The 25,163-nt window shown below is 72.0% G+C and carries 21 protein-coding genes; 11 read left to right on the top strand and 10 right to left on the bottom strand.

The genetic code is table 11. The features are described from left to right. Positions 1-123 precede the first annotated feature (123 nt). A complete protein-coding gene (locus ACWEN6_RS26850) occupies positions 124-1,287 on the top strand; it encodes an acyl-CoA dehydrogenase family protein (protein WP_354922495.1) in 1,164 nt (387 codons plus the stop codon). A 184-nt stretch (positions 1,288-1,471) separates the two neighbouring features. Here the strand turns inward: ACWEN6_RS26850 and ACWEN6_RS26855 are convergent, their stop codons facing one another. Continuing rightward, complete coding sequence (locus ACWEN6_RS26855) at positions 1,472-1,921, bottom strand: ATP-binding protein (RefSeq protein WP_354922492.1); 450 nt, start codon at positions 1,919-1,921, stop codon at positions 1,472-1,474. A gap of 236 nt (positions 1,922-2,157) precedes the next feature. Here ACWEN6_RS26855 and ACWEN6_RS26860 point away from each other — a divergent pair, with 236 nt between their 5' ends. Further along, on the top strand, positions 2,158-2,982 hold the full coding sequence (locus tag ACWEN6_RS26860) for an MOSC domain-containing protein (RefSeq protein ID WP_452573879.1): 825 nt from the start codon (positions 2,158-2,160) through the stop codon (positions 2,980-2,982). A 166-nt stretch (positions 2,983-3,148) separates the two neighbouring features. On the opposite strand, the gene ACWEN6_RS26865 is transcribed toward ACWEN6_RS26860, so the two are convergent. After that, the gene (locus tag ACWEN6_RS26865) at positions 3,149-3,466 is read right to left on the bottom strand and encodes a DUF5302 domain-containing protein (protein WP_452573881.1); all 318 of its coding nucleotides are present in this window, start codon (positions 3,464-3,466) and stop codon (positions 3,149-3,151) included. A gap of 205 nt (positions 3,467-3,671) precedes the next feature. Next, entirely contained in the window at positions 3,672-4,547 is an 876-nt protein-coding gene (locus ACWEN6_RS26870) for a DUF4253 domain-containing protein (RefSeq protein WP_452573883.1), read from the bottom strand. A 157-nt stretch (positions 4,548-4,704) separates the two neighbouring features. On the opposite strand from ACWEN6_RS26870, the gene ACWEN6_RS26875 reads away from it, so the two are divergent. The 3 genes from ACWEN6_RS26875 to ACWEN6_RS26885 all read left to right on the top strand — a co-directional run bounded on the left by ACWEN6_RS26875 (position 4,705) and on the right by ACWEN6_RS26885 (position 8,066). Further along, complete coding sequence (locus ACWEN6_RS26875) at positions 4,705-5,265, top strand: DUF1707 SHOCT-like domain-containing protein (protein ID WP_452573885.1); 561 nt, start codon at positions 4,705-4,707, stop codon at positions 5,263-5,265. A gap of 442 nt (positions 5,266-5,707) precedes the next feature. Then, positions 5,708-6,163, top strand: a complete 456-nt coding sequence (locus ACWEN6_RS26880) for a MarR family winged helix-turn-helix transcriptional regulator (protein WP_452573887.1) — start codon at positions 5,708-5,710, stop codon at positions 6,161-6,163. Between the two features lie 103 nt (positions 6,164-6,266). Further along, on the top strand, positions 6,267-8,066 hold the full coding sequence (locus tag ACWEN6_RS26885) for an MFS transporter (RefSeq protein WP_452573889.1): 1,800 nt from the start codon (positions 6,267-6,269) through the stop codon (positions 8,064-8,066). 125 nt (positions 8,067-8,191) lie between these two features. On the opposite strand, the gene ACWEN6_RS26890 is transcribed toward ACWEN6_RS26885, so the two are convergent. Both ACWEN6_RS26890 and ACWEN6_RS26895 read right to left on the bottom strand, forming a co-directional pair. Further along, on the bottom strand, positions 8,192-9,520 hold the full coding sequence (locus ACWEN6_RS26890) for an MFS transporter (protein ID WP_452573891.1): 1,329 nt from the start codon (positions 9,518-9,520) through the stop codon (positions 8,192-8,194). Positions 9,521-9,810: 290 nt separating this feature from the next. Next, on the bottom strand, positions 9,811-11,244 hold the full coding sequence (locus tag ACWEN6_RS26895) for a WGR domain-containing protein (protein ID WP_452573893.1): 1,434 nt from the start codon (positions 11,242-11,244) through the stop codon (positions 9,811-9,813). A gap of 148 nt (positions 11,245-11,392) precedes the next feature. Between ACWEN6_RS26895 and ACWEN6_RS26900 the strand changes: the two genes are divergently transcribed. Further along, entirely contained in the window at positions 11,393-11,962 is a 570-nt protein-coding gene (locus tag ACWEN6_RS26900) for a hemerythrin domain-containing protein (protein ID WP_452573895.1), read from the top strand. 100 nt (positions 11,963-12,062) lie between these two features. Here the strand turns inward: ACWEN6_RS26900 and ACWEN6_RS26905 are convergent, their stop codons facing one another. Continuing rightward, on the bottom strand, positions 12,063-13,607 hold the full coding sequence (locus ACWEN6_RS26905; RefSeq protein WP_452573897.1) for a penicillin-binding transpeptidase domain-containing protein: 1,545 nt from the start codon (positions 13,605-13,607) through the stop codon (positions 12,063-12,065). 103 nt (positions 13,608-13,710) lie between these two features. Here ACWEN6_RS26905 and ACWEN6_RS26910 point away from each other — a divergent pair, with 103 nt between their 5' ends. Beyond that, complete coding sequence (locus ACWEN6_RS26910; protein WP_452573899.1) at positions 13,711-14,652, top strand: LysR substrate-binding domain-containing protein; 942 nt, start codon at positions 13,711-13,713, stop codon at positions 14,650-14,652. Beyond that, positions 14,649-15,587 (top strand): serine hydrolase, encoded by a 939-nt coding sequence (locus tag ACWEN6_RS26915; RefSeq protein WP_452573901.1) that lies wholly within the window; start codon positions 14,649-14,651, stop codon positions 15,585-15,587. Before ACWEN6_RS26910 ends, ACWEN6_RS26915 begins: the two co-directional genes overlap by 4 nt. Before the next feature lie 49 nt (positions 15,588-15,636). Here the strand turns inward: ACWEN6_RS26915 and ACWEN6_RS26920 are convergent, their stop codons facing one another. The 4 genes from ACWEN6_RS26920 to ACWEN6_RS26935 form a co-directional block, all read right to left on the bottom strand. Continuing rightward, positions 15,637-16,092, bottom strand: coding sequence for a hypothetical protein (locus ACWEN6_RS26920; RefSeq protein ID WP_452573903.1), 456 nt, complete (start codon positions 16,090-16,092; stop codon positions 15,637-15,639). A 211-nt stretch (positions 16,093-16,303) separates the two neighbouring features. Beyond that, positions 16,304-16,507: a hypothetical protein gene (locus tag ACWEN6_RS26925; protein WP_380830374.1), complete on the bottom strand. Its 204-nt coding sequence runs from the start codon at positions 16,505-16,507 to the stop codon at positions 16,304-16,306. A 368-nt stretch (positions 16,508-16,875) separates the two neighbouring features. Continuing rightward, entirely contained in the window at positions 16,876-18,393 is a 1,518-nt protein-coding gene (gene glpK / locus ACWEN6_RS26930; protein ID WP_452573905.1) for a glycerol kinase GlpK, read from the bottom strand. A 113-nt stretch (positions 18,394-18,506) separates the two neighbouring features. Then, positions 18,507-19,346 carry an MIP/aquaporin family protein gene (locus tag ACWEN6_RS26935; protein ID WP_452573907.1) on the bottom strand — a complete coding sequence of 280 codons (840 nt, stop codon included), beginning with the start codon at positions 19,344-19,346 and terminating at the stop codon, positions 18,507-18,509. A 395-nt stretch (positions 19,347-19,741) separates the two neighbouring features. Between ACWEN6_RS26935 and ACWEN6_RS26940 the strand changes: the two genes are divergently transcribed. From ACWEN6_RS26940 to ACWEN6_RS26950, 3 genes are all read left to right on the top strand, one after another. Beyond that, a complete protein-coding gene (locus ACWEN6_RS26940; RefSeq protein WP_452573909.1) occupies positions 19,742-21,004 on the top strand; it encodes a sensor histidine kinase in 1,263 nt (420 codons plus the stop codon). After that, positions 21,001-21,672 carry a response regulator transcription factor gene (locus tag ACWEN6_RS26945; protein ID WP_354848219.1) on the top strand — a complete coding sequence of 224 codons (672 nt, stop codon included), beginning with the start codon at positions 21,001-21,003 and terminating at the stop codon, positions 21,670-21,672. Before ACWEN6_RS26940 ends, ACWEN6_RS26945 begins: the two co-directional genes overlap by 4 nt. 178 nt (positions 21,673-21,850) lie before the next feature. Beyond that, positions 21,851-25,147, top strand: coding sequence for an efflux RND transporter permease subunit (locus tag ACWEN6_RS26950; protein ID WP_452573911.1), 3,297 nt, complete (start codon positions 21,851-21,853; stop codon positions 25,145-25,147). Positions 25,148-25,163: the final 16 nt, after the last annotated feature.

The raw sequence follows: 25,163 nt of genomic DNA on the forward strand, positions 1-25,163 counted from the left end.
TCACCGGCCGGGGCCGAGCGGGTCCCGGCCATCCCCTCTCCTGCGGCGGCCGGGCGGCTGTGATTGGGTGCTGGTAACAGGAGCGCCGCACCGGGCACCTCCGCGACCGATGACGGTGACCGTATGAACCCTCATGACTTTCTCGACGTCGATGGTGAGCTGTCCGACGAGGAGCGCGCGATCCGCGACGCGGTGCGCGACTACGGCAGCGCCGAGCTCCTCCCCCATGTCGCCGACTGGTTCGAGGCCGGTACGATCCCCGACCCGCGCGGCCTGGCCCGGAGCATGGGCAAGCTCGGCGTGTTCGGCATGCACCTGTCCGGGTACGGCTGCGCGGGCACCAACGCGGTGAGCTACGGGCTGGCCTGCCGCGAGCTGGAGGCCGTGGACAGCGGGCTGCGCAGCTTCGTCTCGGTGCAGGGGTCGCTGGCGATGACCGCGATCCACAAGTACGGGAGCGGCGAGCAGAAGCAGGAGTGGCTGCCGCGCATGGTGACCGGCGAGGCTCTGGGCTGTTTCGGGCTGACCGAGCCCGACTCCGGCAGCGACCCCGGCTCGATGCGCACCCGCGCCCGCCGCGACGGCGACGACTGGGTGCTCGACGGGACCAAGATGTGGATCACGAACGGCTCGGTGGCCGACGTCGCGATCGTGTGGGCCAGGACCGACGAGGGCATCCGCGGTTTCCTGGTGCCGACCTCCGCCCCGGGGTTCTCGGCCAACGTGATCCACAAGAAGATCTCGCTGCGCGCCTCGATCACCTCCGAGCTGGTGCTCGACGGGGTGCGACTGCCCAAGGAGGCGCTACTGCCCGGCGCCGAGGGCCTGAAGGCGCCGCTGTCGTGCCTGTCGGAGGCGCGGTTCGGCATCGTCTGGGGCGTCGCGGGAGCGGCCCGCACCTGCCTGCTGGCCTCGATCGACTACTCCAAGAGCCGGGTGCAGTTCGACCGGCCGATCGGCGGCTTCCAGCTCACCCAGCGCAAGCTCGCCGACATGCTCGTGGACGTCAACCACGCCATGATGACGGCGTTGCGCATCGGACGGCTCAAGGACGCCGGCCTCGCCCACCACGCGCACGTCAGCTTCGGCAAGCTCGCCAACGTGCGGGCGGCCCAGCGGGTGGCGGCCACCGCGCGCGGCATCCACGGCGCCAACGGCATCACCCTGGAGTATCCGGTGATGCGCCACATGGTGAACCTGGAGACCGTCGCCACCTACGAGGGCACCGAGGAGGTCCACGCGCTCACCCTCGGGCGGGCGGTCACGGGCCTGGACGCCTTCCGCTGACCCCGCGCGCCGCCACGGCCGTCCTCACGGGGAGATTGGTGCCGGTACGGCTTGCCCGAGGGCGGGCTGCTGCCCCTGAGGGCGGGCTCCGCCATCGGCGCAAGCCGTACCGGATCGCCGAAGCACGCACCGCCCGGTGATCACCGTGCCCCGGCGAGACCTCACAGACCCCCGAACCGCGAGGTCAGCTCACGGGTTCGCCACCGAGGCCCGCGACGAACCACACGATCTTGCCGCCGCCCTGGGCCTCGACGACGCCCCAGTCGTCGGCGAGCGTGCCGACGATCAGCAGACCCCGCCCGCAGGTGGCGTCCAGGTCTTCCGAGCCCACGCAGGGCAGGCCGTCGCCTGCGTCGAAGACCTCGCCGTACACCCAGTTCCCGTCGCTGCCGAGCCTGAGCGAGAACGCCGTGCCGCCATGCTGGATGGCGTTGGTGACCAGCTCACTGATGATCAGCGTGCAGTCGTCGACCAGCCCTCCGGTGCCCCAGCTTCGCAGTTCCCTGCCCACCAGTGCACGTGCCGCGCGGACGCTCTCGGCTCTCGCGGACAGTATCCATTCGGCCGTCCGCAGGGGGAGGCCACTGAGCACGTCCGCTCCGGTCGTGCGATTCGCGGGGAAGGTGACGGACACCGGGAATCTCCTTAGTGGGAGCGCTCCCACATACATTACGGCAATAAGTCAGTGATGTGAATCACTCGCAACAAGATTGTTCCCCGATCTGGGGGGCACACGCGGCGGCGTTCTGTCGTGATCTGGGGGCGAATGCCGCTCAATGACGGTGGAGAGGCCCATTTTCGGCATTTGGGAGGAGTGTCCATCGAGCCAGGTGGGAGCGCTCCCAAATAGTCGAGCGTTACCGTGGGTTCGTGCGCGTGACGGAGATCAACATTTATCCGGTCAAGTCCCTCGACGGGGTGACGGTGGACACGGCCGCCGTGGAGCCCTGGGGCCTCGCCGGCGACCGCCGCTGGGCGGTCACGGCCGAGGACGGTCAGGTCCACACCGCGCGCGATCTGCACGCGATGCTCGGGGTGACCGCCACGCCCGCCGCCGCCGGCGCGATCACGCTGGCCGCCCCCGGGCTCGCGCCGATCGAGGTGAGCCCGCCCGCCGGCGGTCCGCGCCGGCCGGTGCGCCTCGACCGCCTGCACGTGGCGGTGGGAGCGGGCGAAGCGGCCGACCGGTGGATGTCGCGGGCGCTCGGCACGCCCGCCCGGCTGGTGTGGCTGGAGGACCCGCGGCGGCGCCCCGTCGGCCCGTCGCACGGCGGCCGGCCAGGCGACACCATGGTGCTCCAGGACGACGGACCGCTGCTGCTGACCTCCCTGGCGTCGCTGCGGTCACTGGACGACTGGATCGCCCAGGACGCCGTCGAGCGCGGCGAGGAGCCGCCCGCGCCGCTGCCGATGCACCGGTTCCGGCCGAACGTCGTCGTCGACGGCGGTGAGCCGTTCGCCGAGGACTCCTGGACGCGCGTGCGCATCGGCGAGGTCGGCTACCGCTTCGCCGAGCACTGCGACCGCTGCGTGCTCACCACCATCGACACCCGCACGCTCACGCCGGGCAGCGAACCGGTGCGCACCCTCTCGCGGCATCGCAAGTGGGACGGGAGGGTGTTCTTCGGCGTCCGCCTGATCCCCGAAGGCCCGGGCCACATGCGCCTGGGCGACCAGGTGACCCCGCTGCCCTGACGTCCCGCCCCGAGTGGATGACCCCGCCGCTCCGGGAGTCCCGGCCCGGCGAGGTGACCGTGCTGTCCGGGGAATCCCGGCCGACTGCATGACCCGCCGCCCCAGGAGGCCCGACGTGGCGAGATGGCCCTGCTGTCCCAGAAGGGCCGGCCCGCGATGAGGGTGGTCAGCCGCCGCTCTTGCGGCGGAACGAACGCTTGCCCGCGGCCGGTCCGTGGGCGCCGTGGATCTTGGAGCCCTCCTTGCCGCCACCGCCGCCGTTCGAGTCGGCCTGGGTGCGCCGCTTGCGCTCGAGGGCCTCGCGGAACTTCCGCTTCAGCTCGTCGTCGGGGGTCTCAGGGCCGGGGACGTCCGCCGCGGAGGCCTCGGTACCGGCGGTGTCCGGGTTGCCAGGGGTGTCTGGGGCGTCGGCGCTCCGCGCGTCGGTCGCGGGCGTTCCGGCGGCCCGGGTCTCGGTCGCCGGCTCGGGCGCGTCGGCAGTCATGCGGACCTCCTGGTGGTTGACGGGCGATCACTCGGCCTCGCGGCGACTCGCGCGTGACGGCCCGCCGGGCCTGCGGCGCCTGCGCCCCGCCCGTCGTCCACGTCACACCCGATCCGGCGAAGCACGCGCCCATCATCTCACGGGCGGCGCGGACGATCTCTCCCGGGATGCCGCGCCGCCCGGGGTCGCTCCCCGCCGCCGGAGGTCAGTCCCACCAGAAGGACCAGGTGTGCCGGCCGCGGAGCTGCTCGGCGTAGTCCTGGAGGGTGCCGGCGCCCTGGATGATGGCGTCCGGGCAGAACGCCCAGTGCTCGGCGGCGATATGGACGGCGTGGTGCGCGGTGGTGGGCGGCGCCGCCACGCTGAGCTCCAGCGTGTTGAACCCCATGCAGACCAGCCGCGCGCCGAAGCGGTCCTCCCAGCTTCGCACCACGGCGGCGAGCGGGACGTTCCACTCGTTGTGGTGCAGCGCGCCCTGCCATCCCATGACGGCCAGGGCGTCGGCGCCGCGGTCGACCGCTGCCAGGCCCACGGGCATGCCCTGCTCGGCCAGCGTGGCGGCGTACCAGTCGGCCACCGCGCCGGGGTCGGGCCTCGTCCCGCCAGGTTCCACGAGCTCCGTGGGTTCCGCGGGGCCCGGGCAGAGGGGGCCGAAAGGGTCGAGGATCTCGATCTGGTCCTCCGACGCCCGCTGGACCCAGTCGGCCCACACCTCTTCCATGAAGGCGCCGACGTTGTAGTTGTCGATCTCCGCGGCGGCGTCGGGGGCGATCTGCCCGACCGACCACGGCTGCACCGACTCCTCCAGCAGCACCGGCCACAGCCCCGAACGGGGGTGCTCGGCCCGCAGCCGCGCGTACAGGGAGCCGGTCGCGGGCGCCTCGCTCAGCCAGAAGGCCGGACGGCCGCGGACCGCCGAGGGGAAGCGGAGGTAGGTGGGGTCGGGCCACACGACCGACCCGGCGGGCAACTCAACCGAAAGCGTCCGCCCCTCTCCGCCGTCGCCGAACAACGGGCGCACGCCAGGGGGCAACCGCCGACGTTCACGACCGTCCATCTCCACCGTTCCGGTGCCGATCACACCAATAGGATCCCGGGCAGCCGAGATGGTAGTGCGAGGAGGTTCCGCCACGCTTCCCGTCGTACCGCACAATCGCCCGTCCTGTCCCGCGCCCCCGGCCACGATCTCTACGGTACGGAGGCTCCGGCAGATCGGCATCCTTCGCTACGGTGGTGATATGACGGATGCGATCGGAAACGTACGGGCGTCGGACGCCGACCGGGAGGCCGTGTCCGAACGTCTGCGCATCGCCGCCGGCGAGGGCCGGATCACTCTGGAGGAGCTGGAAGAACGGCTCGACCGGACCTACGCGGCCAGGACCTACGCCGAGCTGGACGCGCTGATCGAGGACCTGCCGCGTGTGGCTTCCTCCACCGCCGTGATGGCCGCCGCCACCGAGCCGCTGGTGCTGCGCACCGGCTCGGGTTCCATCGCCCAGGCGGGCCAGTGGACGGTCCCCCGGCACATCGTCGCCGAGTGCACCTGGGGCAACATCAAGATCGACTTCACCGCGGCGACCTGCCCGCACCCCGAGGTGCTGCTGAACATCACCTGCGGGCCGGGCAACATCATCGTCATCGTGCCCCGGGGCTGGGCGGTCGTGGTCGAGAACGTGACGACCGGCATGGGCAACGTCGTCAACAAGATCACCTCTGTCGCCGAGCCGGGCCTGCCGGTGCTGCGCGTCAGCGGCCGCGTCGGCATGGGCAACATCAAGCTCAGACACCCCCGCCGCTGAGCCGCGGCGACCGCCGCAGCCCGCCGCACACGGCGCCGGATCCACCGTCCCCCTTCCCACCGACCCGGCGCCAGAGAAAAGGCCCCAGGACGGGCACAGGACGATCCTGTGCCCGCGAAGGTTCACCGGATAGCTCGCCGGACACGGCGCCGGATCCGCCGACCTCCTTCCCAGCGACCTGGCACCGGAAAAGGTCCGGCCAAGGCGGCCAGGGCATCACGGCCGGCGACAGGTAAGCGGTCAGCGCACTGGACGCCCGAGTCCTCCATCAGGGGCCGTATCGGGCGGAGAGCGCCCTCATCGCTCGCACATGCCTTGCCAGCGCATATCCACATCGCTTGCGCAGGTCACCTCGCTTGCGCGGGTCATCGTCGCTTGCGCAGGTGCTGGGGTGGCCGGATACATAATGCGTTGATATAAGTGTCTTATGAATTTTCCGGTCATGGCGGACGCGCGCCACTTTCCGGCGACCGAGGTGACGACCGCCCTGGAACGGCTCACTCGCATGGTGTTGCGGCTGACCGCTCGCGGGGAGCTCTCGCTCACCTCGGCCGCGACGCTGGCCACGCTCGAACGTTCGGGCCCCTGCCGCCTGACCGAGCTGGCCGCACGTGAGGGCGTCACCCAGCCGGCGATGACGCAGCTCGTCTCCCGGTTGCAGGAGGCGGGCCTGGCCGAGCGGGCCGGCGATCCGCGGGACGGACGGGTCGTCCGGGTGCACATCACCGACGCCGGGCGCGCCGCCCTGGCCGCGCGGCGCAAGGTGCGCACCGACGCGCTCGCCCGGCTGCTGACCCGGCTTTCGGAGGACGAGCGGAACGCGCTGGTCGCCGCGCTCCCCGCCATCGAGAGCCTGACGCGCCTGATCCCCGACGACCGGTCCGACGCCTCCCGCTGACCCGCCGGAGCCGGACGACCCGCGCCGAGTCCCTGGAACCGAGCAACCGCCGAGCGTCGTAGCCGAGGCCAGATGGCCGGCGCCGCCATGAGATGGAGCATTGATGAGTGGTCATCCCGCCGGAGCGAGCGCGAGCCCGTTCAGGCAGCCGAAAGCGGTGTTCGCCGTCGCCTTCGCCTGCGTGGTCTCGTTCATGGGCATCGGGCTGGTCGACCCGATCCTGCCCGCGATCTCCCACGAGCTGAACGCCACGCCCAGCCAGGTCACGCTGCTCTTCACGAGCTACCTGGTGGTCACGGCCGTCGCGATGCTGATCACCGGCTGGGTGTCCAGTCGCATCGGCGCGAAGTTCACGCTGATGGCGGGCCTGGTGCTCATCGTGGTGTTCAGCGCGCTGGCCGGGGCGTCGCCGAGCATCGGGGCGATCGTCGGCTTCCGGGCCGGCTGGGGCATCGGCAACGCGTTGTTCATCGCCACCTCGCTCGCGGTCATCGTCGCCTCGGCCAGCGGCGGCTTCGCGGGCGCGATCATCCTGTACGAGGCCGCGCTCGGCCTCGGCATCGCGGTGGGCCCGCTGCTCGGCGGCCTGCTCGGCCACGTGAGCTGGCGCGGCCCGTTCTACGGGGTGTCGGTGCTGATGGCCGTCGCGCTGATCGCCACGGTCGTGCTGGTGGAGCGGACGCCGCGCCCTCAGCGCAAGACCAGCCTGCTGGACCCGCTGCGCGCGCTGCGGCACCGCGGCCTGCTGACCATGTCGCTGACCGCGCTCTGCTACAACTGGGCGTTCTTCACCGTCCTCGGCTACGCCCCCTTCCCGATGGGGCTGGACGCCATCCAGCTCGGTTTCGTCTTCACCGGCTGGGGCCTGCTCGTCGCGCTGTTCTCGGTGTTCGGCGCGCCCTGGCTGCAGAGCCGCTTCGGCATCGCCCGGACGCTGTACGCCAACCTCGCCCTGTTCGCGGTGACCGTGCTCGTCATCGCGATCTGGACGACGCATCCACCGGTGCTGGTGACCGCGGTGATCGTGGCCGGGGTCTTCATCGGGATCAACAACACCGTCACCACGCAGGCCGTGATGACCGTCGCCCCCGTCGAGCGCCCGATCGCGTCGGCCGCCTACGGGTTCGTCCGCTTCATCGGCGGCGGCCTCGCCCCGTTCGCGGCGGGCAAACTGGTCGAGCTCACCAACATCCACGTGCCGTTCTTCATCGGGGCGGGGGCGCTGGTGCTCGGCATCGTGATCTTGTCCACCGCGCACGGGCACCTGGTCGAGGCGGAGCGCGTCCAGGCCGAAGGCGGCCAGGCCACCTCCGAGCCAGCCACCTCCGAGCCCGCCACCTCCGAGCCCGCCGTCGCCGCGCGCACCGGGGCCGTCCTGGTCACCCTGAACGGCGACACCGAGGGCGACCGCGGCGGCGCGACGGCGGGCGGCGGCGGGGCGCCGATCGTGGCGGCGATCGACGGCTCCCCCGCGGCCGTCAGGGTGACCGAGGCCGCCGCGCGGCTGGCCGCGCTCGCCGGCAGGTCCGTCCACCTGCTGCACGCCCAGGAGGGCGCCGTCACCGGTGAGGGCGCGGCCGAAGGCGAGAGCCTGGAGGCGTCCAGGGCGACCGTGCGGCGGCACCTGCGACTGCTGGCCCGCAGCGACGTCCCCGCCGTCGGGCACGTGCTCCTCGGCGCCTGCGACCACGGCGGCGCCGGGCGGCTGGTCGCCGAGCACGCCAACCAGATCGGCGCGAGCGTCATCGTGGTCGGCGCGCCCACCCACGGCGGCATCGCCGCCCTGATGGACGCCAGCGCCGGGCGCGAGCTGGGCCGGCACGCCCGCTCGCACCTGTTCATCGTCAACCCGGCGCCCGTTCCCGCCGGGGCCGCCGAGCGACACCCGGACAGCGTCGCCTGAACCATCGGCAGCGGTCGAGCCCGTCGGCGTTCCTGCCCTGACGTGCTGGGCCTGACGTGCTGGGCCTGACGTTCTGGGCCTGACGTTCTGGCTCTGCCGCTCAGGCGCTCGGCGTGCCGGTGGCGTCAGGCCGGCTGGGGGACGTCGCCGGCCCGCTCGGAGCGGCTGAGCGCCGCGTTCCGGGTCTCGCGCATCGTCAGGTACACCACCAGCGAGACCGCCGCGCAGCCGGCGACGTACCAGAAGAAGCCGGACTCCACGCCGGCGTCCTTGAACCACAGCGCCACGTACTCCGCCGTGCCGCCGAACAGCGCGTTGGCGATGGCGTAGGGCAGAGCGACGCCGAGCGCGCGCACATGGGTCGGGAACAGCTCGGCCTTCACGCAGGCGTTGATCGAGGTGTAGCCGGTCACGATGACCAGCGCGGCCAGGGAGAGCAGCAGCGCCCGGCCGACGGTCTCGGCGCCCTGGAGCGCGGTCATGATGGGCACGGTGCCCAGCATCGAGCCGACGCCGAAGCCGATCAGCAGCGGCCGGCGCCCGATGCGGTCGGACAGGGCGCCCGCGAGCGGCTGGAGCAGGCAGAAGATCGACAGGGCGATGAAGCTGACCAGCGTGGCGTCCGACTTGGACAGCCCCACGGTGTTGGACAGGTACTTGGTGAGGTAGGTGGTGTAGGTGTAGTAAGCCAAGGTCCCGCCCATGGTCAGCGCCACCACCAGGGCGAACTCCCTCTTGTGCGACAGCAGCCCCTTGATCGTGCCGCGCCGCGCGGGCGCCGCGGTCTCCTCCTCCTCGAACGCCTCGGTCTCCAGCAGGCCGCGCCGGATGTAGAGCACCACGACGGCCCCCACCGCGCCCACGGCGAACGGGACGCGCCAGCCCCAGGAGTGCAGCGTCTGGTCGGTCATGGTGTGCTGGAGCGCCATCAGCAGGCCGAGGCCGATCAACTGGCCGATGGTCATCGAGACGTACTGGAAGCTGGAGGAGAACCCGCGCCGGCGCGGGTGGGAGGCCTCGGTGAGGTAGGTGGCGCTCGCCGCGTACTCCCCGCCCACCGACAGGCCCTGCAGCAGCCGGGCGAGCAGCAGCACCGCGGCGCCGAAGTAGCCGACCTGCGCGTAGGTCGGGGCGACGGCGATCAGCAGCGCGCTCAGCGACATGAGGGTGACGGTGAGGGTGAGCGCGGCCTTGCGTCCCCTGCGGTCGGCGTACCTGCCGAGCAGCCAGCCCCCGACGGGACGCATGAAGAAGCCGACCGCGAAGATGCCGGCGGTGTTCAGCAACTGCGCCGTGGCGTCGCCCTTGGGGAAGAACGACGCCGCGAAGTAGGTGGCGAAGCTGGCATAGGCGAACCAGTCGTACCACTCGACCATGTTGCCGATCGAGCCGCCGAGCACGGCCTTCCAGGGGGTGCGGGACACGGGTACCGGGGGCTGTCCGGTCACGGTCACAGGGGGCCTCCTCGTGAGGGACGGCGACGCCTCGCCGCTGCCTCACATACCCAGCGCTCCCCCAGCCCAACAGCCGTGAAGCCCGCTTCTTACCGGAGAACCTGACTTTATGACAGGCTCACAGTACGAGAGGGCCGGCCTCCGCATGCCCATCTCGTCTCATGCTCCGCCGGGCGAACCCGGCCACGGCGCGGCTCACCAGCGCGCCCGACCTCGAGCCCGGCAAGGGTGAGCGGAGCCGGGCCGGGCGGCCTCGCGGAGGCGCTCGGTCCTGGGCGGCGCGGGCGTGGTCAGAGCAGGCGGCGGATGTCGCCGTAGGCGCGGTAGTAGCCGCCGCGCTCGGAGGAGCGGACGCCCTCGACCAGGTAACGCGCCCCGGCCTCGCGCACGCCCTTCGGGAACTGGACGTTCCACCCCGGGTCGTAGCCGGGGCTCAGGACGCGCACGCGCAGCCGGTCGCCCTCGCGGACGCACTCGACCATGATGCCGCCGTCGGCGTGCGAGACAGAGACGCTCTCCAGGACGGCGGAGGGCCGCACCACGGCCAGGGAGGAGGCGGCCTTGACGTCCACCGGCTCGGGGACGGTGCCGGCCTGGGCCGCCCTGATCGCCTCCTCGCTCGCGTCAACGCAGGCGAGCGTGCCGTTGGTGGTCACGATGTAGAGGCGGTCGTCCAGGAACTGCATCGAGTAGGCCGAGCCGCACCCGGTGGCGAGCTTCCACAGCCGGTTGCCGGACCGGTCGAAGCAGTAGACCGAGGAGTGGTTGTCGCCGGCGAAGACGAACCGCCCGTCGGGGGCGGCGGCGCAGGAGAACACCGCGCCGTCGCAGGTGTAGACCGCCTCGACGGCGCCGTCGCGCTTGCCCAGGCGGTACACCTTGTTGTGGCTGGTGCCGGCGTAGACCGCGCCGTGGTCCTGCCAGCCGAACAGCACCTGTCCGTCGAGGCCGGTGTGCCAGACCGGCGTGCCGTCGGCGGCGTCGTACCGCGCGACGCCGCGCGAGTGGCCGTGGTAGACGGCCTCCTGGTCGCAGCGCACCATCCACGCCGCGCTGCCCTCGCCGGTGCGGGTCCACTGGAACTCGTCCTCGTGGTCGATCGTGGTGATGCGCCCCTCCCGGTCGGAGACGCCGAGCACGCCGTCGTCGATGTCGAGCCAGTAGATGTCGACGTCCTCGGCGATCTCGTAGGCCACCCGCGGCACCTTGCCGCTCAGGTCGTACACCTTGCCGTCGTCGGCGCCGGCGTAGATCCAGAAGTCGTCGGCGACGATGCATTTGACGCCGTCGGGCAGGCGGAAGTGGCCGGTGACCGTGCCGCCGTGGGTGACGGTGTAGACGTCCCCGCTCTGGTTGCCGACCCAGCAGCGGTCCTCGTCGACGAAGATGCCGAACGCGGCGGCGCCGCTGGCGAAGCGCCACAGCACCGGGGCCTGGCTGGCGGTGGAGCGGACGCTCACCATGGTCCTGCGGGTGACCGCGCGCCGCTGCCGCATCCCGCGCACGGCGGGCGCGTACCCCTTGCGGATCTTCTCGCCGACCTTCCTCGCCGCGGCGGCCTCGGCCTTCTCGGTGCTCGCGAACGCCGAGACCTTGGTCTGGCCCTGCTCACCGATGCGCCCGTAGGTGATGGTCACCTGGGTGCCCGACACCGCCACTTCGTAGAACTTGTGGGCGCTTCCGGCGTCCTCGGAGAGCTCCAGGTACGTAGTCTGCGGCGCCATGCCGGCCGTCCCTTCCTTGATCGAATGCGGGGAGCGTACGGGAGCCGTCCGACAAAAAACGCCGAATACCCAAAACCCATGTTTACCTGCGGTGATGCGGGCAAAGCCCACAAAAGGGGGAACGCGCCATCGCACGGGAGGCAGAGCCATGGCGAACGTGTTCGAGTTTCTGGAACGGGATCACCAGGACGTCAAGCGAATGCTGGTCGAGCTGGAGGACATGCCCGTCACCGGCGACGGGGACGAGCGGATGCGGCAGCGCAAGCAGCAGGTGCGCCGGCTCATCATCGAGGAGTCCAAGCACGAGGCGGTCGAGGAGGAGTACTTCTGGCCCGCCGTGCGGCACCTGGTCCCGCACGGCGACGAGCTGGCCGAGCATGCGATCAAGCAGGAACAGCGGGCGAAGTACACCCTCAACGACCTCATCGACTACGAGCCCGGCGAGTCCAGGTACGAGGACATGCTGACGGAGTTCATCGCCGAGGCGCGCGAGCACATCGCCTACGAGGAGGAGCAGGTCTGGCCGGAGCTGCGCCTGGTGATCAGCCCCGACCGCGCCATGGAGCTCGGCACCAAGATGGAGAAGGCGAAGAGGATCGCCCCGACCCGGCCGCACCCGCACACGCCGCCGAACCCGGGGCTGCTCAAGGCCGCAGGGTTGTTCGTGGGCGCCGCCGACCGCATCCGCGACATGGTCGCCGCCCGCGCGCGGCACTGAGCCGCCCCGCGCCCGGCCCCGGGACGCCGCCCGCACCGACGCCCCGGGGCGGGGCCCCGCGCACCACCGTTCCGTGCGGGGCGTCGTCTCAACCGGCGCCTCAGCCGGTCGCGAGCCGGGACAGGAAGCGGGCGGCGACCGGCGCCGCGACCGCCGCGCCGGTCCCCCCGCCCTCGACGATGACCGCGAACGCCAGGTCGCCCCGGTAACCGATGAACCACGAGTGGGTCGGCGGCATGCGGCCCGACCCGTACTCGGCCGTGCCGGTCTTGCCGGCCGTCCCGCCGGGGAAGTCCACGCCGCTCGCGGTGCCCTCGCTCACCACGGCGGGCATCAGATCGCGCAGGGCGCGGACGACCGCGGGCTCCAGCACGCGCGGCGCCGACCCGCCCGCGGGCACCAGAGACGGCGGCACGAGCCGGGGCTGCCGCCAGGTCCCGTCGGCGATGGCGGCGGCCACGGCGGCCATGTTCAGCGGGCTGGCCAGCACGCGGCCCTGGCCGATCGCCGCCGAGGCCAGGTCGGTGTCGTCGCGCGGAGCCGGGAAGGCCGCGCGCACGGCCGGCACCCCGGGAGTGATCGGCGCGCCGAATCCGAAGCCGCGCGCCACCTCGGCCAGCCGCGCGCCGCCGAGCCGGTCCACCGCCAGGCTGCCGAAGGTGGTGTTGCACGAGTGGGCGAAGGCGTCCTCCAGCGACAGCCGCCCGAAGTCGTGGAACTCGGCGTTGTGGAAGGCGAACCCGCCGATGGTCCGCTCCGGCGGGCACTCGACGGTGTCGCCGGGGGCCATGCCGCCGGCGACCAGCGCGGAAGCGGTCACCACCTTGAACGTCGACCCCGGCGGATAGGCGCCGAGCAGCGCGCGGTTGAAACCGCCCGGCCGGTTGACAGCGGCCAGCACCTCGCCCGTCGAGGGACGCAGCGCCACCAGCGAGGCGGGTTTGCGCACCCCGTCCAGCGCCGCCGCCCCCGCCCGGTGGACCCGCAGGTCGATGGTGGTTCGCAGCGGCGTGCCCGGCGCGGCCTGCCCGGCCGCCACCGTCCCGACGGCCCGGCCGTCCTTGACGATCTCCACGCGGGCCGACGGCCTGCCCTTCAGCCGGGAGCCGTACTCGGCCTTGAGCCCGTCGACGATCTGGAGCACCGAGCCCGGGGCGGTGGGCGTGTCGATGCGGGCGCCGTCGGCGGCGAGGATCGGCGCGGGCTCCGCCGGCACCTGGGTGACCCGGAAACGCGCGCCGGCCGTGAGGTCGCGGTGCAGTGATGAGGGCGAGAAGGACACCTTCCACGCGCGGTCCCGCTCGACCAGCCGCAGGGTGGCGGTGTACCCGAAGTCCACCGGGCCCCGCAGGTCGGCGCGGAAGTCCACCGTCGTCGCCGTACCGCCCTCCTTGACCGCGCCGGGCGTGAAGCGGGCGGAGGTGAGGCGCAGGTCGTCGTGGAAGCGGCGGTACCACTGCTCGAAGTCGCCCAGAGGCGCGGCCACCATGGCGCGCATCGCGGCGTAGTCACCCTTGGACCAGGCGGCCAGGTAGCGGGCGGCGGTGTCCTGGGCCGACCCCTCGGTGCGCAGTGCCCACACCACCCCGCCCGCCACGGCCAGCGGCACCAGCGCCATGGCGGTCACCACTGTCACTCGTCTCATCGTTCCCCCTTCGACTCAGGAGGAGGACAGCAGACGACTGACCGTTATGTCCAATATTGCTATGTACGCCTTTTTCATACGGATCTGGATATAGTCGCTGGTGATGGACCTGGTACGGCACCTGCGCTACTTCACCGTCGTCGCCGACGAGCTGCACTTCGGCAACGCGGCGGTGCGGCTCGGCATGGCGCAGCCGCCGCTCAGCCAGCGCATCAAACGCCTGGAGGACGAACTGGGCGTGCGCCTGTTCGACCGCTCCAGCCGCCAGGTCCGGCTCACCGAGGCGGGCCGGCTGCTGCTCGCCGAGGCCCGCGACATCGTCGAGCGGGTGGACGCCATCCCCGCGCTGCTGGCCCGCGCGACCGGTGGCGGCGCCACACTGCGCGTCGGCGTGCCGCCCGACCTGGGCGGGTCCGCCATCGCGGCCCTGCTCGCCGGCTTCCGCGAGGCCCACCCCGAGGTGCGGCTCGGCCTGATCGAGATGGGCACGGCCGACCAGGTGGGGGCGCTGACCGACGGCGCCCTGGACGGCGGCGTGATCCGCCACCCGGTGAGCGCCCCCGGGCTGCGGTTCGGGCCCGTGCTGGTCCAGCACCCGGGCGTGCTGCTCGCCGAGGACGACCCGCTGGCCGCGTTCTCCTCGGTCCACCTGGCCGACCTGGCGCCGCGCCACCTGGTGCTGTTCCCCCGCGAGAGCGAGCCGGGACTGCACGAGGAGACGCTGTCGGAGTGCCGCCGCCACGGGTACGTGCCCGGCGAGGTGCACATCGGGCGGCACCCGCAGTTCACGCTGGGGCTGGTCATGTCCGGCACGGCCGTGGCCTTCGGCCCCCGCGCCGAGCAGGCCGGCGTCGCCTGGCGGCCGCTGCTCGGCGACCCGCTGGCCTGGCGGGTGTCGGTCGCCTGGCAGCGCACGTCGCAGGCGTTGGAGGAGTTCGGCGCGGTGGCCCTGCGCGTCCTGCGGGACAATGCCGGGATGGTCCACGAGGGAACGGCGCCGCCCCGCGCGGTCAGGCCGCGCCCGGCGTCCGGCCTGCTCGCATGACCCCCGAGGACCGGGCCCCCGCCGCGCACGACACCGCCGCCGGGCCTTCCCGCCCGGCCGGTCGGGCCGCCCGTACGCGGCCTCCCGATCTGGCGTCGGTCTTCCGGGCCGCCGCGGTCACCGGCAGCCTGCACGCGATCGACCTGGACACCGGGGCGCAGGTCGGCGTGGGGGCCGACGACCCGGTGGTGCTGGCGTCGGTGTTCAAGCTCCCCCTGCTGGTCGAGTTCTACCGGCAGGCCGAGGCGGGGGTGCTCGACCCGGCGCTGCCGTGCCGCGTCGAGCCCGGCGAGCGCACGGCGGGCGGCACGGGGCTGGCCGCCATGATCGACGGGGCCACCCTCTCGCTGCGCGACCTGGCGTACCTGATGATCGCGGTGAGCGACAACGCCGCCGCCGACGTCGTGGCCCGGCACGTCGGGCTGGAGGCGGTGAACGCCATGCTCGCCCGGTTCGGACTGCCTGGGACGTTCGTCGAGCACGACTGCCGCGGCATGCTCGCCGCGCTGGAGGCCGACCTCGGACCGCTGGAGGGACCACCGCACCCGCGCGACCTGGCTCGCCTGCGCGTGCTCGACCCCGCCACCACCAACCGCAGCACGCCGCGCGAGATGACCCGGCTGCTCGGCATGGTCTGGCGGGACGAGGTGGCGGGCCCCGAGGCGTGCGCCGCGATCCGCCGCCTGCTCGGCCTGCAGGTGTGGCCGCACCGCCTGGCCTCCGGGTTCCCCTACGACGACGTGGTGGTCAGCGGGAAGACCGGGTCGCTGCCGACCCTCCGCAACGAGGTCGGCGTCGTGGAGTACCCCGACGGCGGCCGCTACGCCGTCGCGGTCTTCACCCGCTCCATCGGCACGGCCCAGCACCAACCCCGAGCCGACGCCGCCATAGGCCTGGCCGCCCGCGCCGCCATCGACCACCTCCGCTCCCTCTGACCCCGCGAAGATCCCGGCACTCGGAAAGCCTCCAGACTGTACGCATGGATCATTTCTTGCGCGTAACCGTGTATCCCTCCGTCTCCAGGTAGGCGATGGCGGTATCCATGTCACGCCTGATCGCCGCCCTGAGCTGCATCTGATGGAACTTGCGTCGGCCGGGTCCGATCGCCTCAGCCCATCCCGGCTTGCCTTCGACGACACGTTCGCTCACGAGGAACTCGATCACGTCCTCCAGGCACCAGCGGAAGCGGCGGTGACCGGCCGGGAAGTGCAGGCGGTGCAGTCCCCGTTCCAGAAGTTCTCCACCCCACTGCTTGAGGACGGACGAGTCGCCGTACACCTGGATGTGGGCCTCGGGGTAGCCGTCTGCCTTGTTGCGCTCGTAGTCGAAGTGACAGAGACGTCCTTCGCCCTCAGGGTCCGCATAGATGGCCACGAAGGAGGACAGCACGGTCAGGTACTCGCCCTCAGGGTCGTAGCAGAACCGAAACGACAGGTCCATCCATGGCCTGACGCGACTCCCGGGGAGATACCGGAGGGGGAAGGGCTCCGGGATCAGGTTCGACTTCGTCAACCCCTTGGCGACGATGACGACGTTGCGGTCTCGGGGGGAGATGACCGCGGAAATCCTTATGTGATCACAAATGGTCGCGTTAAGAGTACGTTGGACGTATTCTCCGAATTTTCGTGCCTCCGTGTGAAGCTTCGCCCCATCAGTACTCGCGGATGAGGAGCCAGAGCTTGCGGTGCTGGAGCGAGTCGAACCGGCGCTCTTTAGCCTGTCGAGCCAGTTCGTCATAGGTGACACCCAGCCCGTGCAGCGCCTGCTCCTTCGCCGCCTCGTACTCCTCGTGCGTCAGCTCGATGACTTCCACGTCGTCGGGCTGCTGTGGGTCCATGTGTTGTAAGACTGCCATCCTGACCTCCTCCCAGACCTCCGCTGAGCCACGTGAATCGGTCTGCTGTTGTCAAGGTAACCCCGGCGTCCGACAGAAAACACTGGCCTCCACAGTCACGGATCGATCACTCAACGTTATTTCGCGCTTTGCCACGATCCATAGGCCAGACGAGAGACAGTAGTCCGGCCCGTTGCCATGACCCCGGTAACAGGAGCGAGAAGTTGGAGCCCTATCTGTCGCCGGTGTCGGCGAGGCGTTCTCGAGCGGCGGAGAGATACCCGTCTGAGCCTTCAGGCCTTTCCGGCGGAACCGGCGGGCGGCGATCGCCTGTGGGGTCTGCCTTCCGGCGGGCCTGTCGTGGCCCGCCGGAAGGCGGGGGTCTCCTGTCAGTCGACGTCGACCCAGTCGAGGGTGCGTTGTACGGCCTTCTTCCAGCCGGCGTAGCCCTTCTCGCGCTGGTCCTCGCTCCAGGTGGGCTGCCAGCGGCGGTCCTCGTTCCAGTTGCGCTTGAGCTCCTCGGTGGAGCCCCAGAACCCCAGCGCCAGCCCGGCGGCGTACGCGGCGCCCAGGGCGGTGGTCTCGGCGACGACCGGCTTGGACACCGGGACGCCGAGGATGTCGGCCTGGATCTGCATGCACAGCTCGTTGGCGGTCACGCCGCCGTCCACGCGCAGCACGTCCAGGCGCACGCCCGAGTCGTTCTCCATCGCCTCGACCACGTCGCGGCTCTGGTAGCAGATCGCCTCCAGCGTCGCGCGGGCGATGTGCGCGTTGGTGTTGTAGCGCGACAGCCCCACGATGGCGCCGCGCGCGTCGGAGCGCCAGTACGGGGCGAACAGCCCGGAGAAGGCGGGCACGAAGTACACCCCGCCGTTGTCCTGCACCTGCCGTGCGAGCTGCTCGCTCTGCGCCGCGCCGGAGATGATGCCGAGCTGGTCGCGCAGCCACTGGACGGCCGACCCGGTGACGGCGATCGAGCCCTCCAGCGCGTAGACCGGCTTCTCCTGGCCGAACTGGTAGCAGACGGTCGTCAGCAGGCCGTGCTGTGAGCGGACCAGCTCGTTGCCGGTGTTGAGCAGCAGGAAGTTGCCGGTGCCGTAGGTGTTCTTGGCCTCGCCGACGCCGAAGCAGACCTGGCCCACGGTGGCCGCCTGCTGGTCGCCGAGGTCCCCCGAGAGCGGGACCTCCCCGCGCAGCGGGCCGGTGGCGCGGGTGACGCCGTACAGCTCGGGGTTGGAGGAGGGGCGGATCTCGGGGAGCATCGCGCGGGGGATGCCGAAGAACGACAGCAGTTCGTCGTCCCAGTCGAGGGTTTCGAGGTTCATGAGCATGGTGCGGCTGGCGTTGGTGGGGTCGGTGACGTGCACGCCGCCGTCGGTGCCGCCCGTGAGGTTCCACAGCAGCCAGGTGTCGGTGTTGCCGAAGACGGCCTCGCCCGCCTCGGCGTCCGCGCGCACGCCATCGACGTTCTCGAGGATCCACTGGATCTTGCCGCCGGAGAAGTAGGTCGCCGGGGGCAGGCCGGCCTTGGCGCGGATGACCTCGCCCTTGCCCTCGCGTTCCAGTGCGCTCGCGATGCGGTCGGTGCGGGTGTCCTGCCAGACGATGGCGTTGTAGTAGGGTCGGCCGGTCCTGCGGTTCCACACGACGGTCGTCTCGCGCTGGTTGGTGATGCCGAGCGCCACCAGGTCGGCCGCCGAGAGGTTCGCCTTGCCCAACGTGGTCTCGACGACCGCGCGGGTGCGCTCCCAGATCTCCACCGGGTTGTGCTCGACCCAGCCGGCCTGGGGCAGGATCTGCTCGTGTTCGAGCTGGTGGCGGGAGATCTCGTTGCCGCCGTGATCGAAGATCATGAAGCGGGTGCTCGTCGTGCCCTGGTCGACTGCTCCGACGAAGTCAGCCATGGATGATCGCCTCCTTCAGTGGCCCGGCCACTGGCGGGCCTCGCGCCTTTCACGCCGTCCACGCCCTGCACGGCGTCCTGCCGTCCTGCCGTCCGCCGTCCTGCCGTCTGCCGCTAGGCCCTGAGGGTCCCATCGGACGCTTCCCTCTCGGTGGGCACGGTACCCGGCTCCGGCTCGCCCGGCTCGGGCAGGAATCGTGCGACCAGCGCCTGGTACAGCCCGGCGCCCAGCACGCCGCCGATGACCGGGGCCACGATCGGCACCCAGAAATAGAGGTTGCCGTACTGATCTCGCCAGGCCGACCCGTACCCGGTCAGGAACGAGGCCAGTCGCGGCCCGAAGTCGCGGGCCGGATTGATCGCGTAGCCGGCGTTGGTGCCCCAGGCCATGCCGATCGCCACCACGATGAGCCCCACCACGAACGGGGCGAGGTTGGCGGCCGGAGCGCTGTTGGCCAGGTCGGTGACGGCCAGGACCAGGAACAGCAGGATGGCCGTGCCGATCACCTGGTCGCGGAAGGCCCCCCACTCGTGCACCGGCAGCGTGCCGTTGCCCGGCAGGGTGGAGAAGACCCCCTGCGTCTTGATCGTGTGGCCGGGGTCGGCCTGGGCGAGGACCTCGGTGTAGTTCCACCGCACCAGGAGCGCCGCGACGAACGCGCCCGCGGTCTGGGCGAGCGAGTACGGCAGCACCTTGCGCCATGCGAAGCCCTTGAACACCGCCAGGGCGATCGTGACGGCCGGGTTGAGGTGGGCGCCGCTGATGCGGCCCGCGGTGTAGACGCCGAGCGTCACGCCGAGGCCCCACGCCCAGGCGATGCTGTCGTGGTCGCCCAGGCCGCCGGCGACGACCTGGGCCACGACGGCCGTTCCGATGAGAATCAGGATCAGAGTGCCCGCGAATTCCGCGGCCAGCTCACCGAGCAGGCTGGGGGGTCGTTTCCGTCCGGCCATGTCGTCTCCTCACGTGTCGCCGTACGACTCGCCGTTGTGCCTGACCGCCGCGGAGGCGACGGCGGGCCGTTACCATCGGCCGTCAAGCGGAGGAGCTGGGCGCCCGCCCGTCTGTTCAACCTGCAGCAACACTGCACCGAAGGACGAGAAAGCCATGTTCACGAACGGGTCAAGAAAATTTTTCGCGTAGTTCGTGACTTCCCCGGGTTCGTCCGCCGTCGTCCCGGTATCCGCACCGATCACGTTTTCGATTATGAGCGGCTGACGGAAAATTTCCACCCCGCGGCAACAACGAGGTCAAGATCGCCCGGTGGCGGGCGTACCACGATCGCCGTAGCGAAGGACGGTCCCCCCGGACGAGGAGGAAGCGGCGCCGCGGCCGTACCGTGGTGGGCGTGATTAGCGTGACCCGGCTACGCGAGGCCGGCTCCTCCCACCCGTACCTGGTGGACACCCTCATCGCGTGCCTGACCTTCGCGGGGACCGTCCTCGGGCCGCCGGCCGGCCACCGGCCCCGCGTGGACCTGCCGCCGATCCCCGGCCCCGCCCCGGCCGCGGTGGCCCTTGCGGCGGTGATGTGCCTTGCGCTGGTGTTCCGCCGCGCCTCCCCTCGCCTGGTCGCCGCGCTGGCCGTGGCGGGCTCGGTGACGCAGCTGATCACGGGCGGCCCCCGCCCCCCGTTCGACCTGGTCTCGGCCGTGGCCCTGGTCACCCTCGCGGTCCACACCCCCCGCCGCGTCTCGTGGACGTGGGGCGTGGTCGCCGCGCTCGTCCTCGGCGGCACCCGCATCGTCCTGTCCGGCGACGCCTGGCTCACCCCGCAGGTGGCCGGGCAGATCGCGTGGATCGGCATGGCCATCGCCGTCGGCGACGCCGTGCGCAGCCGCCGCGCGTACATCGCCGCCGTGGTTGAACGCGCCCGCCGCGCCGAGCAGACCCGCGAGGAGGAGGCCGAGCGCCGGGTCATGGAGGAGCGGCTGCGCATCGCCCGCGAGCTGCACGACGTGCTGGCCCACCACATCGCGCTCATCAACGTCCAGGCGCAGGTGGCCGCGCACGTCATGGACGCCGAGCCGCGGCAGGCGCGCGAGGCCCTCGGCCACATCCGCCAGGCCGGGCGGGCGGCCCTGGACGAGCTGCGCACCACGGTCGGGTTGCTGCGCCGGCCGGGCAGCGCCGAGGAGCTGCCCACCGAGCCCGCGCCCGGGCTGGACCGCCTGCCCGAGCTGATCACCTCCTTCACCGCGGCGGGCATGGACGTGGACTGTCATCTGGAGGGCACCCCCCGGCCGCTGCCCTCCCCGGTGGAGCTGACGGCGTTCCGCGTCGTGCAGGAGGCGCTGACCAACGTGAGCAAGCACGCCGGCCCGGCCACGACGCGGGTGCGCATCGCCTACGGGCGGCGGGAGCTGACCGTCGAGGTCAGCGACGACGGCCGGGGCTGCGCGGCGGTCCCGGGCGCCACCCCCGCGGACGGCCCTCCGGACGGCTCCCCAGGCTCCCTGGACGGCCTCGCGCCGGCCGGCACCGGGCACGGGCTGGTGGGCATGCGCGAGCGGGCCCTGTCGGTGGGCGGGACGTTCAGCGTCGGCCCCTCTCCCGGCCGCGGGTTCCGCGTCCACGCGGTCCTGCCCGCTCCCGCGGCGAGCGCCGTATGACCGTCCGCGTGCTGCTCGCCGACGACCAGGCCCTCGTGCGGGCCGGCTTTCGCGTCCTGGTCGACTCCGCGCCCGACCTCGAGGTGGTCGGCGAGGCCGACACCGGCCACGAGGCGGTGCGCCTCGCCCGGGACACCAGGGCCGACGTGGTGCTGATGGACATCAGGATGCCCGGGATGGACGGCCTGGCCGCCACCCAGGCGATCACCTCCGACGCCGACCTCGCGGGGGTGCGGGTGCTGGTGCTGACCACCTTCGAGATCGACGAGTACGTCTTCGCCGCGCTGCGCGCGGGGGCCAGCGGGTTCCTCGGCAAGAGCGTCGAGGCCGGCGAGCTCCAGGACGCCATCCGCGTCGTGGCGCGCGGCGACGCCCTGCTGTCCCCCGGCGCCACCAAGGGGCTCATCGCCCGCTTCCTGTCGGCGCCCGGAGCCCGGCCCGACCACACCCCCGAGCACCTGGACGTGCTCACCGACCGCGAGCGCGAGGTGATGACGCTGGTCGCCGCCGGGCTGACCAACGACGAGATCGCCGACCACCTGGGCATCAGCCGCATGACCGCCAAGACGCACGCCAACCGGGCGATGATCAAACTGGGCGCGCACGACCGTGCCCAGCTGGTCGTGATCGCCTACGAGACGGGCCTCGTGCGCCCCCGCGCGCGGTAGCCCTCCCGGTCCCCTACGACGTTCGCGGTAGGACAAGACCCTCCCAGCGACGGACACCCTTCGCCCAGGCGGCGATGAGCCTTGAAGTACGGTGCCGGGCGACCGGCCCGCGACCGCGAGCGGCGCCCCTCCCACAGGCGCCGGCCGCCCCTGCCGAACCCGACCAAGAGATGGACCGATGTCGTTACTCGCCAGACTGAGCCTCGCCAACCGCGGCCTGGTCGCCCTCATCACGATCGTGGTGGCCGCCTTCGGGGTGTACACCATCCCCGCGTTGAAGCAGCAGCTCCTGCCGTCGCTCTCCTTCCCCACCGTGTCGATCGTCGCCTCCTATCCCGGCGCGGCGCCGCAGATCGTGGAGGACGGCGTCACCCGCCCGCTGGAGGACGCCGTGCGCGGGCTGTCCGGCGTGACCGGCGTGAACTCGACCTCCCGCGAGTCCAGCGCGACCGTCCAGGTGCTGTTCGACTACGGCACCGACATCGACGCGGCCCAGAACCGCATCCAGCAGGCCATCGGCCGCGTGCAGACCCAGCTGCCCGACGGGGTGGACCCGCAGGCCGTCACGGGCAGCACCGACGACCTGCCGGTGATCCAGCTCGCCGCCAGCTCGGCCGGTGACCAGCGGCGGCTGGCCGACCGGCTCACCGCCGAGGTCGTCCCGGCGCTCAGCGGGGTCGAGGGGGTGCGCGAGGTGTCGGTCTCCGGCGCCCGCGACGAGGTGATCACCATCGAGCCGGACGACGACGAGCTGGCCGAGCACGGGCTGAGCGCCTCCTCGATCGCCTCGGCCATCCAGTCGGCCGGCACTCCGGTACCCGCGGGCACGCTGACGAAGTCGGACAAGTTCCTCAGCGTCCAGGTGGGCACCAAGCTCGGCTCGGTGCAGGACATCAAGGACCTCTACCTCACCCCGCCCGCCGCCGCCCAGGGACAGGGTCAAGGACAGGGCCAAGGGCAAGGCCAGGCGTCCGGGCAGGGCCGGGCGGGCGCCGGCGGCCAGGGTGGCGTGCCCGGGGCGTCCGGGACCGCGGGCGCCGCCGGAGCCGCGGCTTCGCGGGCTCCTCGGGCGCCCGCCAAGCCCAAGCCCGTACGCCTGGGCGACGTGGCCACCGTCAAGCTCGGGGTCGCCGACTCCACCACGCTGACCCGCACCAACGGCCGGCCGAGCCTGGGCATCGCGGTCACCATGAAGTCCGGCGGCAACGCTGTGTCGATCTCGCACGACGTGCGCGCGAAGCTGCCCGCGCTGGCCTCCGCCCTCGGCGACGACGCCAGGTTCACCGTGATCTTCGACCAGGCGCCGTCGGTCGAGCAGGCCATCGAGAGCCTGACCACCGAGGGCCTGCTCGGCCTGGCCATGGCCGTGCTGGTGATCCTGGTGTTCCTGTTCTCGCTGCGGTCGACCATCGTGACGGCCGTGTCCATCCCGCTGTCGGTGCTGATCGCGCTGATCGCCCTGTGGATCCGCGACTACTCGCTCAACATGCTCACCCTCGGCGCGCTGACCATCGCGATCGGCCGGGTGGTGGACGACTCGATCGTGGTCCTGGAGAACATCAAGCGGCACCTGTCCTACGGCGAGCCCAAGCGCCAGGCCGTCGAGAACGGCGTGCGCGAGGTGGCGGGCGCGGTGACCGCCTCCACGCTGACCACCGTCGCGGTGTTCCTGCCCATCGCCTTCGTCGGCGGCCTGGTCGGCGAGCTGTTCAGCCCGTTCGCGATCACCGTGACGGTGGCGCTGCTCGCCTCGCTGCTGGTCGCGCTCACCGTCGTCCCGGTGCTCGCCTACTGGTTCATGAAGGCGCCCAAGGACGGCGACTCCGAGGCGATCAGGCGGGCGGCGGACGAGAAGGAGCGCCGGGGCCTGCTCCAGCGCGCCTACGTCCCGGTGATCCGCTTCGCGACCCGGCACCGGATCACCACGGTCGCCATCGCCATGGTGATCTTCATCGGGACGCTGGGCCTGGTGCCGATGATCCGCACCAGCTTCATCGAGGACTCCGGTCAGAACACCATCAGCATCCGCCAGACCTTCCCGGTCAGCACCTCCCTCGCGGCGGCCGACGCCATGGCCAAGAAGGTCGAGCAGGTCGTCTCCGGCACCAGCGAGGTGGCCTCGTACCAGGTCACCGTGGGCGGCGGCGGAGGCATCGGCTTCGGCGGGCGCGCCCGTAGTGGCGGGACGTCCCGGGCCAGCCACTCCCTGACATTGCGCGACGGAGCCGACGCGGGCGCGGTCGAGCGCCGGCTGACCGACCGGCTCGCCGCGACGCCGGGCATCGGCGAGATCAGCGTCGGCCAGGCCGGCGGCTTCGGCGGCAACTCGCTGCAGGTCGTCGTGCGCGCGGCGGAGCTGGACACCCTGCGCACCGCCGCGCGCACCGTCCAGCGGGCCATGGCCGGCGTTCCGGACGTCGCCGAGGTGACCAGCAGCGTCGCCGACACCGCGCCCCGCATCGACGTCACGGTGGACCGCAGGAAGGCCGCGGAGAAGGGCCTCAGCGAGGTCGCCATCGGGCAGGCGGTGGCGCAGGCGTTCAGGGGCAGCACGGTCACCCAGATCGCCCTGGACGGCACCACGGCCGACGTCGTGCTCCGGCCCGGCAAGGCGCCGGCCTCGCAGGCCGACCTGCGCGACTTGAAGCTCGCAGGCACGGTCGAACTCGGCGACGTCGCCACGGTCAAGCAGGTCAACGGGCCGGTCGAGGTCACCCGCATCGACGGCGACCGCAGCGCCACGGTGTCGGGCAAGTCCACCGGCGCCGACCTCGGCGCCACCACCGCCGAATTGCGCAAGCGGGTGGACGCGCTGTCGCTACCGGCGGGCGCCTCCGTCGAGATCGGCGGCGTCAGCGCCGACCAGGCCGAGGCGTTCGGCAACCTCGGACTGGCGCTGGTGGCGGCCGTCGCGCTGGTGTTCTTCGTCATGGTGGCGACCTTCCGCAGCCTGGTGCAGCCGCTGCTGCTGCTGGTCTCGATCCCGTTCGCCGCCACCGGTGCGATCGGCCTGCTGCTGGTGACCGACACCTCGCTCGGCCTGGCCGCGATGATCGGCATGCTGATGCTCGTCGGCATCGTCGTCACCAACGCCATCGTCCTGATGGACCTGGTCAACCAGTACCGCGAGCAGGGCATGCCTCTGCACGAGGCGGTCGTCGAGGGCGGCCGGCGGCGGCTGCGGCCCATCCTGATGACGGCGCTGGCCACGATCTTCGCGCTGCTGCCCATGGCGCTCGGCATCACCCACGGGGGCGGCTTCATCTCCCGGCCGCTGGCCGTCGTGGTGATCGGCGGCCTGATCAGCTCCACGCTGCTCACCCTCGTGCTGGTGCCGACGCTGTACACGATGGTCGAGAACCGCAAGGAGAAGGCCCGCGCCCGGCGCGAGCGCCGCAAGGGCGGGACGCCTCTGCCGCCCCCGCGGGAGGAGACGCCCAGCGAGCCCGCCGTGAGCGCGCCGGGCCACGCCTGACCCGCTACCGGGTGGC

The sequence above is a fragment of the Sphaerisporangium sp. NPDC004334 genome (assembly GCF_053602655.1).

Excerpts from the sequence above, each read along its gene's own strand:
- ACWEN6_RS26875 (WP_452573885.1), top strand. The coding sequence starts at position 4,705 with ATGACGGATGCGATCGGAAACGTACGGGCGTCGGACGCCGACCGGGAG.
- ACWEN6_RS26880 (WP_452573887.1), top strand. The coding sequence starts at position 5,708 with ATGGCGGACGCGCGCCACTTTCCGGCGACCGAGGTGACGACCGCCCTG.
- ACWEN6_RS26865 (WP_452573881.1), bottom strand. The coding sequence starts at position 3,466 with ATGACTGCCGACGCGCCCGAGCCGGCGACCGAGACCCGGGCCGCCGGA.
- ACWEN6_RS26850 (WP_354922495.1), top strand. The coding sequence starts at position 124 with ATGAACCCTCATGACTTTCTCGACGTCGATGGTGAGCTGTCCGACGAG.
- ACWEN6_RS26895 (WP_452573893.1), bottom strand. The coding sequence starts at position 11,244 with ATGGCGCCGCAGACTACGTACCTGGAGCTCTCCGAGGACGCCGGAAGC.
- ACWEN6_RS26905 (WP_452573897.1), bottom strand. The coding sequence starts at position 13,607 with ATGAGACGAGTGACAGTGGTGACCGCCATGGCGCTGGTGCCGCTGGCC.
- ACWEN6_RS26885 (WP_452573889.1), top strand. The coding sequence starts at position 6,267 with ATGAGTGGTCATCCCGCCGGAGCGAGCGCGAGCCCGTTCAGGCAGCCG.
- ACWEN6_RS26920 (WP_452573903.1), bottom strand. The coding sequence starts at position 16,092 with ATGGACCTGTCGTTTCGGTTCTGCTACGACCCTGAGGGCGAGTACCTG.
- ACWEN6_RS26925 (WP_380830374.1), bottom strand. The coding sequence starts at position 16,507 with ATGGCAGTCTTACAACACATGGACCCACAGCAGCCCGACGACGTGGAA.
- ACWEN6_RS26935 (WP_452573907.1), bottom strand. The coding sequence starts at position 19,346 with ATGGCCGGACGGAAACGACCCCCCAGCCTGCTCGGTGAGCTGGCCGCG.
- ACWEN6_RS26910 (WP_452573899.1), top strand. The coding sequence starts at position 13,711 with ATGGACCTGGTACGGCACCTGCGCTACTTCACCGTCGTCGCCGACGAG.
- ACWEN6_RS26950 (WP_452573911.1), top strand. The coding sequence starts at position 21,851 with ATGTCGTTACTCGCCAGACTGAGCCTCGCCAACCGCGGCCTGGTCGCC.
- ACWEN6_RS26915 (WP_452573901.1), top strand. The coding sequence starts at position 14,649 with ATGACCCCCGAGGACCGGGCCCCCGCCGCGCACGACACCGCCGCCGGG.
- glpK (WP_452573905.1), bottom strand. The coding sequence starts at position 18,393 with ATGGCTGACTTCGTCGGAGCAGTCGACCAGGGCACGACGAGCACCCGC.
- ACWEN6_RS26900 (WP_452573895.1), top strand. The coding sequence starts at position 11,393 with ATGGCGAACGTGTTCGAGTTTCTGGAACGGGATCACCAGGACGTCAAG.
- ACWEN6_RS26945 (WP_354848219.1), top strand. The coding sequence starts at position 21,001 with ATGACCGTCCGCGTGCTGCTCGCCGACGACCAGGCCCTCGTGCGGGCC.